Consider the following 16,315-nt stretch of genomic DNA (forward strand, 5'->3'; position numbering starts at 1 on the left):
CCAAGAAGCTTGACTCAGAACACGACGGTCTTGTTGCCGTGCACCAGCACGCGGTCTTCCAAGTGGTAACGCAGGCCACGGGCCAGCACCATCTTCTCGACATCGCGGCCGAAACGCACCATGTCTTCAATGCTGTCGCTATGGCTGACGCGTACCACGTCCTGTTCGATGATCGGACCGGCATCCAGCTCTTCGGTGACGTAGTGGCAGGTTGCGCCAATCAGCTTCACGCCACGCAGGGATGCCTGGTGATACGGCTTGGCGCCGACAAACGACGGCAGGAAACTGTGGTGAATGTTGATCACCTTGCCGGCGTACTCGCGGCACAGCTGCGGCGGCAGGATCTGCATGTAGCGCGCCAGCACCACCACATCGGCGTCATGTTGCTTGACCAGGCGAGAGACCTCGGCGAACGCCGGCTCCTTGTCCTGTGGATTGACCGGCACGTGGCAGTAAGGGATGCCATGCCATTCGACCATGCTACGCAGGTCGTCATGGTTGGAGATCACACAGGCAATCTCGCAGTCCAGCTCGTCGCTGTGCCAGCGGTGCAGCAAGTCTGCAAGGCAATGGGATTCACGACTGGCCATCAATACCACGCGTTTCTTCTGCTCGGTGTCGGTGATGCGCCAGGTCATCGAAAACTCTTCGGCGATCGGCGCGAACGCCTCGCGGAAGGCCTCCAGACCAAAGGGCAGCGTGTCGGCACGGATTTCATGACGCATGAAGAACCAACCGCTCAGATTGTCCGAGTGATGACTCGCCTCGGTGATCCAGCCGTTGTGGGAGGCCAGAAAGTTACTGACTTTGGCAACGATGCCGACCCGGTCCGGGCAAGCAATCACCAGCCGAAAAGTGCGCATTAGGGGGAAACTCCAGAACTTCGCAAAGGCCGCCATTCTAGCGATTGCGCAGAAAAACTGCAGTATCCGTTAACGTTTATTCTGATCGAGACCAGCGTAATGCCCCCTGACAACCTATGGTTTTACTACCCTTATATGAATCTACCGTGTCATCCTCAGGCTGTTTCCTGAATGCCGGGAAGACTATCTTCACGTCTGGGTAATTAATTCGATCGCATGGGAATGCTACAAACATTCAAAGTAATTCACATAAATGCGCCCTTAAATGTTTACTTGAGGAAACTGCCTGACTATTATTGGGCCACTATCCCTGTCAACCCGCGCTCTACATAAGGTAGTCCACATGTCCCTGATCAATGAATACCGCGCCACCGAAGAAGCTATCAAAGAGCTGCAAGCCCGTTTGAAGAACCTGTCCCAAGACGACAAACTGAAAACCGAGCTGGAATTCGAAGGCAAATTGCGCACCCTCATGGGTGAATATTCCAAATCCCTGCGTGACATCATTGCGCTGCTGGATCCGGAGTCGAAAGTTAAAGCACCTCGCGGCGCCGTGAAAACTACCGGCACCAAGCGTGCTCGCAAGGTCAAACAATACAAGAACCCGCACAACGGCGAAGTGATTGAAACCAAAGGTGGCAACCACAAAACACTGAAAGAGTGGAAAGCCAAGTGGGGCGGCGACGTGGTTGAAGGCTGGGCTACCCTGCTGGGCTAAGCCAGGCCTGCGCCTGACACGCAACACATTAAAAACGCCAGCTTGCTGGCGTTTTTTATTGGGTGTTTATTGCGCAACACCTGATTGCAGATTCACACGAGCCGCTAAAGAAAGGGCATATTCTTGCCACTGCTCCAGCACCTGCTGCTGAAACGGGGTCGCACTAACAGCCAACTCCTGCCGTGCCTGGTTAAATGCCTCAAGGGTATTCGGCGCGCCGCATTCAGAATTTGACAAACGTTGCTGACAGAAAAGTTTCCAGCGTTGTCGCTCCTCACTGCTCAAGCTCTCCGGGAAGTTACGCGCACGGTAGCGAAATAATAGTTCCGGCAAACGCTCGTCATCAAAAGGCCACTGCTGACGCGCTAGTTGCGCGGGTTCCGCGGCACGGACTTGTTCGCATAAACGTCGATCCCGATCGCCGATAAAACCGTCGTAAAGCTGCTGTTCCGGGTCCGCGCTCGGGGCAAAATCTTCCTCGGCGTAAATAGCCGCCAACTTATCGCGCCAAAGTTCGTGTGCGTCAGTTAGCCGCAGCGCCCGTGCCTGATAAATCGCCATATCCAAGCCAAGACGTTCACGGTCTTCGGCGCGCAACACATTCAGGGGGGCAACCACGGGGCAGCGGTTGATATGCACCAATTTGAGCGGCACCGGCTGCTCACCTTCCGCCAGGTCATCACGGCGGGTGTAAAGGCGTTGGCGCAATGTGTCGGCATCCATGTCCAGCAGCCCCTGGGGATCGAGCCCCAGGTCACAGACAATCAGCGCATTGCGGTTGCGTGGGTGCCAGGCCAAAGGCAATACAACGCCCAGGTAATGACGCTCGGCGGAAAACCGCCCGGAAATGTGCACCATGGGCTGCAACAGGCGCACCTGGTCCATTACCCGTTGTTTGCTGCGCAGTTGAAACAGCCAATCGTAAAGCTTGGGCTGTTTCTCGCGGACCAGCCGGGCCAGGGCGATGGTGGCGCGCACATCGGATAACGCATCATGAGCCTGGCCGTGGTCAATGCCGTTAGCGGCGGTCAGGCGCTCGAGCTTGAGCGTCACGCGCCCGTCCTGCCGCGGCCACTCGATGCCTTCCGGGCGCAAGGCGTAAGCGGTGCGCACCACGTCGATCAAGTCCCAGCGGCTGTTACCACCCTGCCACTCCCGTGCGTAAGGGTCGAAAAAATTGCGATACAGGCTGTAGCGCGTCATTTCATCGTCAAACCGCAAGGTGTTGTAACCGGCGCCGCAGGTACCCGCAGCGGCCAGCTCTGCATGCACCCGCGTCATGAAATCGGCCTCGACCAGACCTTTTTCCGCAAGTATCGCCGGGGTGATGCCGGTGATCGCACACGCGGCGGGATGGGGCAGGATATCGTCGCCGGGCTGGCAATAAAGGTTGAGGGGCGCGCCCATCTCGTTGAGTTCGAGGTCCGTACGAATTCCGGCTACCTGGAGTGGGCGATCGTTGCGCGGGTTGATGCCGGTGGTTTCGTAGTCGTACCAGAAAATGGAGGTCACGGGCTATTCCTGTGCTGAAGATAGACAAAGTCTAGGCGCTGAACCGCATGTGGAGCCAGCAGCAAAAGCACTGTTTAAACATACAGCAAAACCTTGAATGGTTGCTTCCATCGCCGACACTGCTAGCATCCGTGTCTCCCAAACGCTCTGCACTGCCAAGGATCGCGATGCCATCAGCCCCATTGGACACCCGCTACCAGATCGAGACCCCGGAGGGGATCGACCTGCCATTGCGCCCGGCCGGCCTGGTGCCACGCGTGCTGGCCTTTGCCTTCGACCTGGGCGCGCGCGGTGTGATCATGGGCGTCCTGCTGGTGCCACTGGCCTTGCTCGGCAACGTGGGTATCGGCCTGGGCGCACTGCTGCTGTTCCTGGTCAGCTGGTGGTACATGGTGCTGTTCGAGGTGCTCAATCAGGGCTGCTCGCCGGGCAAACAGGTCATGGGCTTGCGCGTGGTGCAGGACGACGGCACCCCCATCGGCTGGTCCGCCTCGCTGATCCGCAACCTGCTGCGGTTTGTCGACATGCTGCCTTTGGGCTACTTTCTCGGCGCCATCAGTTGCCTGCAGCACCCTCATTTCAAACGCCTCGGCGACCTGGCGGCCGGCACCCTGGTGGTGTACCGCGACCAACCGCTGGCACGCCCGCAGGTGCCACAGGCCACGGCGTTGCGCCTGCCATTCGCCCTGGACCTGAGCGAACAGCGCGCCATCCTGGGCTTCGCGGAGCGCCAGGGGGAACTCTCCGCCGAGCGGGTCCACGAGCTGGCGTCGATCCTCGCGCCTGCCCTTCAAGTCTCCCCGGCCCGCGCCACGGAGCAACTCAACGGCGTGGCCCGCGGCCTGTTGGGGCCAACATGAAGCAGAGCCTTTTCGAAAGTCGTTACCAACCCCAATGGCACGCTTTTGCCGAACAACTGAAACAGTTGGAGCAAGGCAAGGCCAGGGCGGCTGACGTGGCCGACTTCCCCCATCAGTACCGGCGCCTGTGCCAGCATCTGGCCCTGGCCCAGGAGCGCGGCTACAGCAGCTACCTGGTGGACCCTTTGCAACAGCTGGCCTTGCGCGGCCACCAACAGCTGTATCGCCATCGCAGCCAATTGGCGGCGAACGTGCTGAGTTTCGTACTGGCCGACTTTCCGCGCCTGGTGCGGGAGCAGTGGCGGTTCGTACTGGTCGCCAGCCTGTTGTTCTTTGGCAGCCTGCTGGGCATTGCCCTGCTGGTGTACCTGTTTCCCGACCTGATCTACAGCATCGTCAGCCCCCAGCAGGTGGCCGAGATGCAGGGCATGTACGACCCCGATGCCAGCCGCCTGGGGCGCGCCGCCGAACGCGCATCCAGCGAAGACTGGATGATGTTCGGCTACTACGTGATGCACAACATCGGCATCGCCTTCCAGACGTTCGCCGCCGGGTTGCTGTTCGGCCTGGGCAGTATGTTTTTCCTGATATTCAATGGGCTGATCATCGGTGCGGTCTCGGGGCACCTGACCGAGATCGGCTACGGGCAGACCTTCTGGTCATTTGTCATCGGCCATGGTGCCTTCGAATTGACCTCCATCGCCCTCGCCGGTGCCGCGGGCTTGCAACTGGGCTGGGCGCTGATCGCCCCCGGGCGACTGACCCGTGGGGAATCGTTGCGGCTGGCGGCACATAAAAGCGTGCAATTGCTTTGCGGGGTGATGGTGTTCCTGCTGATCGCCGCGTTTATCGAAGCCTATTGGTCTTCCACCACTCAGGTCGCCCCCTGGGTCAAATACCTGGTGGGCGCTATTCTGTGGCTGCTGGTGGCGGCTTACCTGACCTTTGCCGGACGGACTCGCCATGCGCCTGAGTGATGCCAGCGTAGTGATTCGCCCGCGCACCGCCTGGGAAGCCATGGACCTTGGCGTCTTAATGGCCCGGGAACATCGCCTGCTGTTGATGGGCAGTTGGGCGCTGGTAACCCTGCCGGTGTTCACCTTGCTCACCGCGTTGCTGTGGAACTATCCATCCACGGCCGTGTTTTTGTTCTGGTGGTTCAAGCCGGCCTTCGACCGCCTGCCTTTATATATCCTGTCCAAGGCCCTGTTTGGCGAAACACCCGGCCTTAAGCAGGCGGTGCGTCAGTGGCCACGCCTGCTCAGCAGGCAACTGCTGGCCAGCCTGACCTGGCGGCGGTTCAGTCTCAGCCGCAGCTTTCTGCTGCCGGTCAGCCAGCTCGAAGGCCTGGATGGCCAGGCGCGGCAAAAGCGCCTGGGCGTGCTGCAGCAGCGCAATGCCGGTGCCGCACGCTGGCTGACCCTTGTCGGGATGCATCTGGAAATCGGCCTCTGGTTCGGCTGCATGGCACTGTTTTATCTGTTCATTCCGCAGCAACTGGAACTGGAGTGGGATTGGCAACGGCTGGCGCTGGCCACAGGTTCCGAAGGGCTGTGGCTGGAGCATCTGAGCAACGCGTTCTACGCCTTGATCCTGGTGTTTTGGGAGCCCATCTATGTCGCCTGTGGCTTCAGCCTGTACCTCAACCGCCGTACTGTCTTGGAGGCTTGGGACCTGGAGTTGGTATTCCGCCGTTTGCGCCAGCGCCTGAGCACTCTGGCGCCACTGCTGGCGCTGGTGATCGGGCTGACGCTGCTGCCGTTCAACCCGCCCGCCATGGCAGATGAAGGCAAACCACTGACGACCCAGGGCGCGAGCCAGTCGATCAAATCGCTGCTGGAAAAACCGCCGTTCAAAAACCCCGAAACCGTCACCCGCTATCGCTTTGGCGAAGAAAAACCCGCCGTTAAAAACAAGGCCCACGGTGACGGCAAGCTTCCGGCGTGGCTGCAGGCATTACTGGACAACTTCAACAGCAGCACCTTCAAGCACGTCGCCCAGGGCATTGAAGTTCTGTTATGGGCCCTGTTGGTCGGGGCCCTGGCCCTGCTGGCGTGGCGCTATCGTGAGTGGCTGCGCACATTCGTCCGCCGGCGCGGGCCACGCACACCCGACGCCGCCAAACCGGCACCGACGCAATTGTTCGGCCTGGAACTGGGTGTCGAGACCTTGCCCGACGACATCGCCAGTACCGCCGAACAGCTGTGGCCCACCCAACCACGAGAAGCCCTCGGCCTTCTTTATCGTGGCCTGCTGAGCCGACTATTGCATGACTTCAATGTGCCACTTAACAGCGCCGATACCGAAGGCCAGGTGCTTGAACGCGTGCACCACTTGCAGCAACCGCAACTGCTGGCCTTCAGTGATGAATTGACCCTCCATTGGCAAAACCTCGCCTATGGTCATCACCTCCCGCCCGCCTCAGCCCGCCAGAAACTGTGCGGCGATTGGCGCGCCCTGTTCAGTTCGGGAGGCGCCCAGTGAACCGGCCGTTATTGTGGCTGGGGCTCCTGTTGGCGTGCCTGCTGGGCGCGGGCGGCGTTTACGTGTGGAGCAAGGCTATCCCCTATGAAGAGGTGGTAGACCTCGGCCCCGCGCCGGAGGCCCTGGCCAACCCTTACCTGGCGGCCGAGCACTTTCTGCGCCAGCAAGGCCTGGCCGTGGAACATGCCAATAGCCTCGAACGCCTGGCCACCTTGCCGGCCAAGGGCAACAGCCTGTTGCTGCTGGGCGAACGCAGCAACCTGTCGCCACGCCAGGTAGGGCAGTTGCTGGACTGGGTCCGGTCCGGGGGCCACCTGCTCTTGGTGGCCGAGGCGCTGTGGGATGAAGAGACCGGCAAAAGCGGCGACCTTCTGCTTGATCGCCTGGATATCCACCAGACCTTGAGTGACGAGCCTGATGCCCCCGCGCCGGCGCGTAAAAAGAAAGCGCCGGACCTGACCAAACTCTATGTCGACAATGAAACCGCACCGGCCTATTTCAGCTTCGACACCGATTTCAACCTCACAGACCCCAAGCACCTGGCGCAGTTTTCGGCCAACAGCGCCAGGTCGAGCCACCTGATGCAACGCGAGCTCGGGCAAGGCCGCGTGACGGTCATCACCGACAGCGAGCTGTGGAAAACACCAACGATCGGCAAACACGACAATGCCTGGCTGCTGTGGTACCTGAACCAGGGGACTGCCGTGACCTTGTTGTTCAACAGCGCCGTGGATGACCTGTTTACCCTGCTGTTGCGTTATTTCCCCCAGGCGTTGGTGGCACTCATCGCGCTGATCGCCCTGGCACTTTGGCGGGCCGGCATGCGCCAGGGCCCGATCCAGGCGCCGGCGCCCAAGGCTCGCCGGCAGTTGCAGGAACACTTGAAAGCCAGCGCCGACTTCCTGCTGCGCCGCAGCGGCCAAGGTACGCTGTTGCACGCCTTACAGCGCGATATCCTGCGGGCCGCCCGGCGGCGCCATCCGGGTTTTGAACACCTCGACAGCGCAGAACAGTGGCGAGTGCTTGAACACCTTACGCGCCAACCCTCTCATGTCATCAACCAGGCCCTCGGCCCACTCCCGGCAAAACGGCTTTCCAGCGCCGATTTCAGCCGGCAGGTGGCGTGCCTGCAAACCCTCAGGAATGCCCTATGGAGTGGTACCGGTGAATCATTAGATATCTGCCATATTGAAATCAAACCTTTAGAAGCTCATAGGTCTTGGTACTGAGCAACGGAGGTATGCTCACTGCAGGAGACGCTAGATGGAGCTTGTGCGGGCTACTGAGGATTTCGTGATTGCTGGGCAATCCTGCCTACCCTATGGTTGATAGCGATAACTCCCCGAAAATATCAGAAACCGGGATAGGAACTCTCCATCAGCATGAGCCGACCGTCCTCCAACACACGCAAAGGAATCGGGTCAATAATTTCTCCAACAAAAACGCCTTCAGCGTTCCGGTTTCTGAATGCCATTAGAGACAGCTCGCCGTTGACGTCAATGACCAGCTTTCCCGCGTACAAACCATAGGACGAATCAGGCGCCAGAAAATCTTCGTCGACCAGATGCCAGGGACCTAAAACCGTATCCGCGACGAGATAGTGGATACCGCCCTGGGTGCCCGCCATCCGCGCATGCGCATAGTCACTGTCGATATCTGCATGAGCCACGCAAAAAAGACAGTACCAGGTGCCCCGATACTCGATTGGCTGAGGTACTTCGAGGTGGCCGTATCGATGTGATCGAAAAATGGGAGGTCGTTGTGACCAGCTGTAAAGATCTTCCGATACTGCATGACCGATAACCCCTCGCCGCCCCGTGGCGCCGACTGTTTCGCGCGCCGTAAAAAACATATGCCAGCCATCGCCGTCTGGGTCCGGGAAAACCCAAGGGTCCCTGAACGCCTGCTCGCGCCAGACCTGCGTGTCGAGTTGTTCGTAATGGTCTGCATCGGCACTGAGTAGCGCTTGGGAACCATAGCGAGTCCAAGTGAATAAATCTTCAGACTCGGCCAGACCAATACGCTGCACGAGCCCGTCTTCCGCACGCGATGTGCCAGTGTAGAACATCAACCAGCGGTTCTGATCTGATTTGATCACCGACCCGGACCATGTCGTGTAGTCATCCCAGGCAGGCGCATTCGCAGGCCATAGTACGTCGGGCAGAATTTCCCAATCCCTGAAGTTGGTGGAGCGGGCGTGGCCGATGGTGACATTCCAGTGGCGCAGTTCTGGGGCAACCAACGATTTTGGAGCACAGAGATAAAAGAGGTGAGTCTGATTTCCGTCCTGCGCGAGCCAAAAATCCCAGACCCACCGATCTTGAAGACTGAGAGCCATAATCTTGTCTACCTGAGTGAATATACACTTCATGTGAACCGAATGAGGAACACACCGTGCGGAAGCGCGGCAGCGTAACGGAGCTTTCGCTACACTTTTATGGCAAACGCCCAATAAATATTTGGTTGGACTTGGTAAAAAAGCTAACCGTAGACAGCGTCATAATTAATACACATTACGAGTAGTAATATCGCCAGACATTTTTAGGGTGGCATCGCGCCCCGTTGCTGCCCATTACCTGGTGATGCTATGTCCGCGTTACTTCAATCCCGACGCCACCCGCACCACGGCAGTGATGACCGTGCCATGTGCCAGTCGCTTGTCGTCGATCAACAGATCAGCTCCGCGCCTCTGCCCGTCGTGGAGGTACCCCGCCATGATATGCGTTTGGTGATACCGGCCTCACTGCTGGTCCTGAGCGTACATTGCGCAGGTTTTTTTGGGCGCAAAGCAGTTCACACAGACAGCCGTTGCCTGAACTGACTAAACCGATGCCGATTGCGATGCAGATGGTGGCACCGCCAGCACCTGCCGCTCCCGCGACACCGCCCGCGCCGCCGGTTCCTACGCAGCCACCTCCGGCACCAGCCCCTCCTCCACCTGCGGTCAAGGCGACGACGGCGGTACCCGTGACAAAACCGCCGGTTCCTCGGGCTAAACCCGCCCAGCCCAAGGCACAGTCGGCTCCGGTGAAAGAATCGTCCTCTGTACCCACGGCTGTAAAACCCAGCGAGCCGCCTGCAACCCCTCGCGCACCGGCTGCTAATACCAACCAGGCGGCTACAGCTCCGATAGGCCGCGCTGGGTACTTAAACAATCCGCCTCCGGTTTATCCGGCAGCCGCTGCCCGCCGACATCAACAAGGCATCACGGTGCTCCGAGTCCATGTTCAGGCAAGCGGCCGACCGGACCAGGTCGAGGTGGACAAGTCCAGCGGATTTTCAACACTTGACGATGCGGCCATTGCGGCCGTCAAGCAATGGTCATTCACTCCGGCCAAGCGGGGAGATACCCCTGTAGACGGTTGGGTAAACGTTCCACTCGCATTCAAACTTGCTCCTTGAGGCTCTGATATGACAATCGATTACTCGACACTTATCCATGAAGGCTCGATGGCTATCCTGCTGCTGTTTTCAGTGGCAACGTGGGCCGCGCTACTTATAAAAGGATGGCAGCTGAGAAAGTTAAGAAAGCAAAACAATTGCTACAACGAAACGTTTGTGGCCACGCACGACTTGGACTCTGCCCTGCGCGGCAGTCAAACCGACGGACAACTGGCCCGTCTGGCCGAAGTGACCGCCAAAGCACTTAGCGGCGGGCATGAACTCTCTGAAAGCTGGAGTCGCCAAGAGCTGCTTGAGCGTAGTCTGCAGCAACAGATCCATAACGAACGACGCAGCCTGGAAAGTGGAATGACTGTGCTTGCGTCGATAGGCAGCACCGCGCCGTTCATTGGCCTGTTTGGCACCGTATTCGGCATCATTCATGCCCTGCAAGCCATCAGTGTCGCCAAGTCCGCAAGTATCGCCGTTGTGGCTGCCCCTATCGGTGAAGCACTGATTGCAACGGGCGTTGGTATCGCCGTCGCCGTGCCGGCAGTACTGGCTTACAACTTCTTTGGCCGTCGCATGAAGTTGATGATTTGCGACTTGGATGCCTTTGCCGTGACGCTTATCAACCGCGCGCAGCGCCAGGCTTTTCGTTTAAAACACGCAGACCGCGAAGGGGCTGTGCGTAACTTGAGTGGGGTTGCCTGATATGGCCTTTATTTCAAGTAATGATGATGCCGCCATCAGCGACATTAACATCACGCCGCTCGTAGATGTGATGTTGGTATTACTCGTGGTTTTTATCGTGACCGCTCCGTTGCTGTCCAATGCAATACCTTTAAACCTCCCGCAAACGGTGGCGACTGCGCCACCGGACGACACTAAGCCCGTGCCGATCAGCATTGACGCGGCCGGGCAGGTTTACATTGATGAAAACAAGCTGACGCCCGAGCAACTACCGGCCAGCCTGCAATCGCTACACAACAAAGACCCGGAGGTCTCTCTTACCTTGCGTGCTGATTCAGCTACTGATTACGGAACTGTTGCTCGCGTACTCGCAGATGTTCAGAAATCCGGAATTACACGCTTGGCCGTTATCACTGAAAGCCCTTGATCACCAACTTTCTCTTTTGACTGTCACAACGGCGACACGTCACTTCAAGTCGCTTTGCCTAATTAATATGGGTGTACGAGTAAATGGGTAACATCACGAATTATCACAGCCTGATGCTCGCCAAGACCGGACTGATGCTAGCCACCCTGGCGATCGCAATAAGTGTTCATGCAGATCAGGGCGAAGTGAGCACGCCGACGCCCCCGGCATCCGTTGATGTGGTTAAGCAAAGTGAAACGCAACTGTCCACCGTCGTGGTTACGGGTACTGCGAGCGGCATAACCGAGCTTAATGCGCCGTATGCAATTACCACTCAGTCGAGCGAGAAACTGCAGCGCAACGCTCCGATCAGCGCAGTGGATGCCATCAAATCAGTACCGGGTTTCTGGAGCGAGCCCTCTGGCGGTACCGGTGGCGGTCAAAACCTCTATGTACGCGGCCTACCGGATGGCGGCTGGTACAACGTTCAACTGCAGCAGGATGGGCTGACGCTCTTCGACGAGCCTCAGGAGTCTTACTTCAACATTGATAACCTTTACCGGTTGGACATGACCACTGACCGACTGGAAACAGTGGCTGGCGGCACTTCTCCCATTTTCGCCAACAATGCCCCTGGCGGTACGGTCAATGTCATCTCCCGCTGGGGCACAGAGAAACCAGAAGGCGCCATCAGAACAACGGTAGGCTCCGATGGCCTCAAACGTATCGACGGTTATGCCTCCGGCCCTTTGGTCAATGGATGGCTGTACAGTGTGGGCGGCTTTACGCGGCAAAGTGATGGCATGCGTGAAACGGGCTACACCGCAGACAAGGGCGGCCAGTTCCGCATCGCGCTGTCCAAAATGCTCGATCAGGGCCGGTTGGACATTGATGCCCGCGTCCTTGACGACCGTAACGCACTGTACAACCCCATACCGCTGAGGGATCCTTCCAATCCTTCACGCTCGCTATCTAGTTGGCTCAATCCTAGTGACGGTACGTTACTCTCCAACAGCTTCAAAAACCGAACTTTGAAGAGTTTTGACGGTGACTCGATTACCGGAAAAGCCAGTGATTTGTCGGACGGTGTCCATACCCGCTCTTATCAGTTGGGCGCACACCTGGACTACGATCTGGGAGATTCAGGGTGGACGCTGAATAACCGAACTCGCTACACCCATGCGCAAGTCAATTACGACACACTCTTCTCCGGGAGTGACCCTCAAACGGCCAGTGGCTATCTGGCGAGCCGGCTCTCGGCTGCTCAGGCCGCCTTCGCCGGGACCACCAGGCTGGGCTATACAATGGCCGGCCAGACCAACTCTCCGGTAGACCCTAGCTCGGGCAGCGGGCTGGTAGTCGAAAGCGGATGGTATTCCGTGCAGAGCCAGCTTGATAACGTGGTCAACGACAGTCGTTTCAGCCACACCTTCGACACGGGATGGGGCTCTCATGACCTGACACTCGGTGGCTACATAGATGCTTATTCCTTCAAACAATCGCGCACCCAAAGCAACATCCTGACCACGGTGAAAAACCAGCCTGACGCTTTGGACGTCATAGCCTACGACGCTAACGGGAATCAGACTGGACGCGTCACGGACGATGGATTCACCCGTTACGGTGCCGGTCGCCTCAAAGCTGATGCCCACGGCGCATACGTATCCGCATACGCGCTCGACACGTGGCATCTGACCGATGCGTTAGCACTGGATGCCGGTGTTCGAGCCACAAAGCTCTATGAGGAAGGGCGCAACTACACGGTCGCCACCCGAGATCTAGGGGATTCAACGACACTTGCCGATGACAAAGTTCTAGGTTTGACGGGCGCCTCGGTAACCACCAAGCGCAACGCCAATGACGTGGCTAAAACCTGGTCACTCGGAGCCTCTTACCAACTCAGCCCTAACGCTACGGTATTCGGCCGCTACACCGAGTCCGAGCGCTTGCCTCGCTTGCAAAACGGCGTGTGGGCCGGCGACAAGGATGTGACGGGCGTCAAGCAAGCCGAGGCCGGCGTGCGCATTGGTAGCGACAGTTTCTCCGTATCGTCCATTGCGTACTGGAGTTCTTTCGACTCCCTGGACCTAAGCGCCTTGGTGGTGGACGGTACAGGCAGTATCACGACATTGCAGATTCAAGGTTCGACAAAAACCCTGGGGCTTGAGAACGCGCTTAATTGGCGCCCCACCCGCTACTTCGGCTTGAATGCGAGCGTGACCGTGCAAGATCCAAAAGTCACGGGCCTGACGACGCCAGGATCGACCGCGGCCAGCGCCTCGGCCTACGACAATAAGCAGCTACCCCGCATTCCTAAACTGATGGCGAGTATCCAGCCTACTCTCTATTTCGACTTGGGCGTGCCGATGGAACTCTCCGTGACGGCTTACCACACCGGCAAGCGCTATACCGACTACTCCAACGTCACCGAAATGCCTGCATACACGACTTACGACATGGGCCTGCTGACCCACCTGACCCATGATGTGGATCTGCAACTGACCGGCAGCAACCTCACCAACAAAGACGGCATCACAGAAGGCAATCCGCGTCGGGACCTGCTGAACGGCCAGGGGTCAGACGTCACTTACGGACGGACAATCTTCGGGCGTAACTATCAGGCATCCCTTACGTACCACTGGTAAAACAAACAGCCGCGGCGCAACGTACATTGCGCCGCGAACCTGTTCATTTTCGCAGTACGTCGCTAATGGTCAGGCCAGCCAAAGCGGTGCGCGAGGTACAGCCGCAGATTTGCCTGGCCTGTTGTTGTCAGAGGAAGAACTTTTCCTTGAGCGGGATCAGCGACGCTCCCACCGCGGCGGCATCTCCATTGGTTTCACTCATCCTCAACTGAGGATGTGGTGGCGGAGCCCCATAGCGGGAAGACCCCCAAAACCGTGTATTAGCAATGAGAGTTTCCCCTAGCGCCGTCGGGAGCTGACCGCCAAAGACAATGACTTGCGGGTCGAAGAACCCCGCAAGGGCGTTGACTACCCTGTCCAGCGCAGGCTGCACTTGCTCAATCCATTGCTTCACACCTGGCCATGCGGGATCGAACCGCTGGCGCAGGTCCTCAATCGAGTCAATCTCCACGCCATGCGTACTCAATATTTCGATCAGATAACGCAGTGCAGGCCGAGTGGCGGCCTCCTTCTCATCGTAGATGATGATCTCCCCTGCATTTCCATGACTGCCAAAATAGGGCCTGCCGTCAATAACAACACCTGCGCCAAAGCCATAGTTAAAGGACAGATAGACGAAATTTGTCGCCCATGCCCCAACCCCGAGCAAGCTCTCACCGATTGCAGCAGTGGAGGCGTTGTTTTCCAACCAGACCGGCAGTTCGAACCGCGCCTCCAGAAGTGGCACCAAGTCGATTAGACACCAGTCACGAAGGGGTTCCGGCGCATTGAGCTGACGACCCGGTACAAAAAAACCAGCGATAGCAACGCCGACACCGACGACCCGTGATCGATCGACGCCATTGCGGTGAAGCATCCGCTCAATGGTTTTTTCCAGCGAAGCAAGCGTAGCGTTACGGCTTAACGGCGGTATGCGCAGGCTCACCTGCTCATGAACGGTGCATGCCAGATCGGAAAGACAGACTACGGCCGAATCGGTGTTGATGGAAATCCCGATGGAGTAAGCGATCTCATTATTGAGTTCAATTCTCGGGCTGGGCTGACCTCGCCCGTTTTTCACCAGCTCGCCACTTCTCACCAACCCGCGTGAAAGCAAGTCCTCAATGAGACGGTGTACCGACTGTTGCGCCAAGTCCATATCCGCGGAGAGCGCAGCTCGTGTAATCGGACCTCGGCGTCGCAGGATATCAAGCACCGTGCGGGAATTAAGCGTTAAAAGCGCTGGCGGCACAGAGTTGGCTAAATCGGTCATTGCAGGGCAGATTCCGAATAAAAAGCTTATTAAAACACTCTCCATGAAGATTGCTATAGACGGAGCGGGCCCTATCTACCTAAGTCATCAAATATTCACAGGAGACTGACGTTCATAAATACTACACATAAAGTGTATTAAATATAGAGATCTACCTAAGGTCCTGACCAATGCGCGTGTGTCACTCCCTCCTTTATGCCCTGCTGCTCACGCCAGTCATGGGCTTGGCCAGTACAAACCCCGAACCGGTGGAGTTCTGGTACGGACACAGTGGGCAAGCAGGGCTGGCCATCCGCCAACTCTGCGACGAGTTCAACGCCAGTCACAGGGACATGCGCCCTCTGCGCTGTATTGCCCAAGGTACCTACGAGCAAACATTACAGAAAACAGTCGCAGCCTACCGGTCAGGAAAAAGCCCAGCACTGGTCGAAATTTATGATGTGGCTACCCTCGAGATGCTGTTGAGCGGCGCTATCTTGCCGGTTGCGCAGGTCATGTCTGACCACGGTGAGCCGCAAGGCGATGAGTTTCTCCCAGCAGTGCGCCGGTACTACGCCAGCCATGATGGGCCGCTTGCCGCTCAACCTTTCGCGCTGTCGACTGCGGTGCTTTACAGCCACCGCGCGCCACTGCGCGCTGCAGGCATCAACGAACCCCCTGCCACCTGGGAAGCGTTCGGGGCGGCGCTGAAAGCGCTGCGCGAGCACGGGAATACCTGCCCGACCGTAACGGACTTCAACCCTTGGATCTGGCTCGAACAGAGCAGTGCAGTGATGGGTGTTCCCGTCGCTACCGAAAACAATGGCGCGAACGGAACCGCTGCGCGCTACGTGTTCGACCAAGGCCCCCACGCGCAGTTGGTAAAAGACCTGACACGTTGGGTAGCCGACGGCTCGGTCATAGACCAAAGCGCCACGCGCAGCGGGCGCCAAGAACTTGCTTTTGCGTCGGGTGATTGCGCGATGCTGCTAGGGTCAACCGGCGCATCAAACTTGATAGCGTCCGGGCAAAATTCAGACGTAACAGTGACTCCTCTGCCGGTGTATGCGCGACAAAATCGCCATCCAACGGTCGCGGGCGGAGCCGCACTCTGGGTGCTGCGCGGCCAGTCCGATGACGCGTACGCCACTGTCGCAGCGTTCCTGGCCTACCTTCGACAACCGGCGGTACAACTCAAATTTAGCCGAGCAACAGGTTATCTCCCTGTCACCCAGACGCCTGCCACAGAAGTGATCGAGCAGTTGCCTCGCGACAGTGCCGTCACGGTGGGTTTGCATTCTCTAAGTGATCCAGGCGGACACAGCAGTGCTCCTTTGCGCACAGGGTTTATCACGCTGTTACGCCTGCTTTGGACCCAAGAACTGCACAACGCGCTGACCGGCGGTGAAACAGCCAATGTCGCCCTGCAACAAGCCGTAGGCAGAGGCAACGTCCTACTTTCCACATTCGAAGAGACCTACCGAAATGCCAGGCAGCCTTGATTTTTCGGTGGAAATAAAAC

At 58.1% G+C, this 16,315-nt stretch carries 12 protein-coding genes and 2 pseudogenes; 10 read left to right on the forward strand and 4 right to left on the reverse strand.

Annotated features, from left to right (window positions below):
• Window positions 1–14 precede the first annotated feature (14 nt).
• Window positions 15–863, reverse strand: coding sequence for a formyltetrahydrofolate deformylase (gene purU / locus AB4O05_RS26690; protein WP_460134368.1), 849 nt, complete (start codon window positions 861–863; stop codon window positions 15–17).
• Between the two features lie 343 nt (window positions 864–1,206).
• Between purU and mvaT the strand changes: the two genes are divergently transcribed.
• On the forward strand, window positions 1,207–1,581 hold the full coding sequence (gene mvaT, locus AB4O05_RS26695; RefSeq protein ID WP_003175830.1) for a histone-like nucleoid-structuring protein MvaT: 375 nt from the start codon (window positions 1,207–1,209) through the stop codon (window positions 1,579–1,581).
• Window positions 1,582–1,647: 66 nt separating this feature from the next.
• On the opposite strand, the gene sbcB is transcribed toward mvaT, so the two are convergent.
• Complete coding sequence (gene sbcB / locus AB4O05_RS26700; RefSeq protein ID WP_460134366.1) at window positions 1,648–3,093, reverse strand: exodeoxyribonuclease I; 1,446 nt, start codon at window positions 3,091–3,093, stop codon at window positions 1,648–1,650.
• Between the two features lie 167 nt (window positions 3,094–3,260).
• Between sbcB and AB4O05_RS26705 the strand changes: the two genes are divergently transcribed.
• The 4 genes and pseudogenes from AB4O05_RS26705 to AB4O05_RS26720 form a co-directional block, all read left to right on the forward strand.
• Window positions 3,261–3,953 carry an RDD family protein gene (locus tag AB4O05_RS26705; protein ID WP_460134365.1) on the forward strand — a complete coding sequence of 231 codons (693 nt, stop codon included), beginning with the start codon at window positions 3,261–3,263 and terminating at the stop codon, window positions 3,951–3,953.
• On the forward strand, window positions 3,950–4,930 hold the full coding sequence (locus AB4O05_RS26710; protein ID WP_460134364.1) for a stage II sporulation protein M: 981 nt from the start codon (window positions 3,950–3,952) through the stop codon (window positions 4,928–4,930). The genes AB4O05_RS26705 and AB4O05_RS26710 overlap by 4 nt, the downstream gene beginning before the upstream one ends.
• Window positions 4,917–6,437 carry a DUF4129 domain-containing protein gene (locus tag AB4O05_RS26715; RefSeq protein WP_460134362.1) on the forward strand — a complete coding sequence of 507 codons (1,521 nt, stop codon included), beginning with the start codon at window positions 4,917–4,919 and terminating at the stop codon, window positions 6,435–6,437. The genes AB4O05_RS26710 and AB4O05_RS26715 overlap by 14 nt, the downstream gene beginning before the upstream one ends.
• Window positions 6,434–7,588 (forward strand): annotated as a pseudogene (locus AB4O05_RS26720) (DUF4350 domain-containing protein); the annotation flags it as partial. The gene AB4O05_RS26715 and the pseudogene AB4O05_RS26720, both read left to right, overlap by 4 nt.
• Window positions 7,589–7,788: 200 nt before the next feature.
• Here AB4O05_RS26720 and AB4O05_RS26725 read toward each other — a convergent pair.
• Window positions 7,789–8,775, reverse strand: coding sequence for a hypothetical protein (locus AB4O05_RS26725; protein ID WP_460134360.1), 987 nt, complete (start codon window positions 8,773–8,775; stop codon window positions 7,789–7,791).
• Window positions 8,776–9,024: 249 nt separating this feature from the next.
• Here AB4O05_RS26725 and AB4O05_RS26730 point away from each other — a divergent pair.
• From AB4O05_RS26730 to AB4O05_RS26745, 4 genes and pseudogenes are all read left to right on the forward strand, one after another.
• Window positions 9,025–9,839 (forward strand): annotated as a pseudogene (locus AB4O05_RS26730) (energy transducer TonB).
• A gap of 9 nt (window positions 9,840–9,848) precedes the next feature.
• A complete protein-coding gene (locus AB4O05_RS26735) occupies window positions 9,849–10,532 on the forward strand; it encodes a MotA/TolQ/ExbB proton channel family protein (protein WP_460134357.1) in 684 nt (227 codons plus the stop codon).
• A 1-nt stretch (window position 10,533) separates the two neighbouring features.
• Window positions 10,534–10,938: an ExbD/TolR family protein gene (locus tag AB4O05_RS26740; protein ID WP_460134356.1), complete on the forward strand. Its 405-nt coding sequence runs from the start codon at window positions 10,534–10,536 to the stop codon at window positions 10,936–10,938.
• A gap of 83 nt (window positions 10,939–11,021) precedes the next feature.
• Window positions 11,022–13,562: a TonB-dependent receptor gene (locus AB4O05_RS26745; protein ID WP_460134354.1), complete on the forward strand. Its 2,541-nt coding sequence runs from the start codon at window positions 11,022–11,024 to the stop codon at window positions 13,560–13,562.
• A 127-nt stretch (window positions 13,563–13,689) separates the two neighbouring features.
• On the opposite strand, the gene AB4O05_RS26750 is transcribed toward AB4O05_RS26745, so the two are convergent.
• The gene (locus tag AB4O05_RS26750) at window positions 13,690–14,814 is read right to left on the reverse strand and encodes an ROK family protein (protein ID WP_460134353.1); all 1,125 of its coding nucleotides are present in this window, start codon (window positions 14,812–14,814) and stop codon (window positions 13,690–13,692) included.
• A gap of 170 nt (window positions 14,815–14,984) precedes the next feature.
• Here AB4O05_RS26750 and AB4O05_RS26755 point away from each other — a divergent pair, with 170 nt between their 5' ends.
• A complete protein-coding gene (locus tag AB4O05_RS26755) occupies window positions 14,985–16,295 on the forward strand; it encodes an extracellular solute-binding protein (RefSeq protein WP_460134351.1) in 1,311 nt (436 codons plus the stop codon).
• Window positions 16,296–16,315 lie beyond the last annotated feature (20 nt).

Source organism: Pseudomonas sp. S1_G07 (assembly GCF_054668565.1).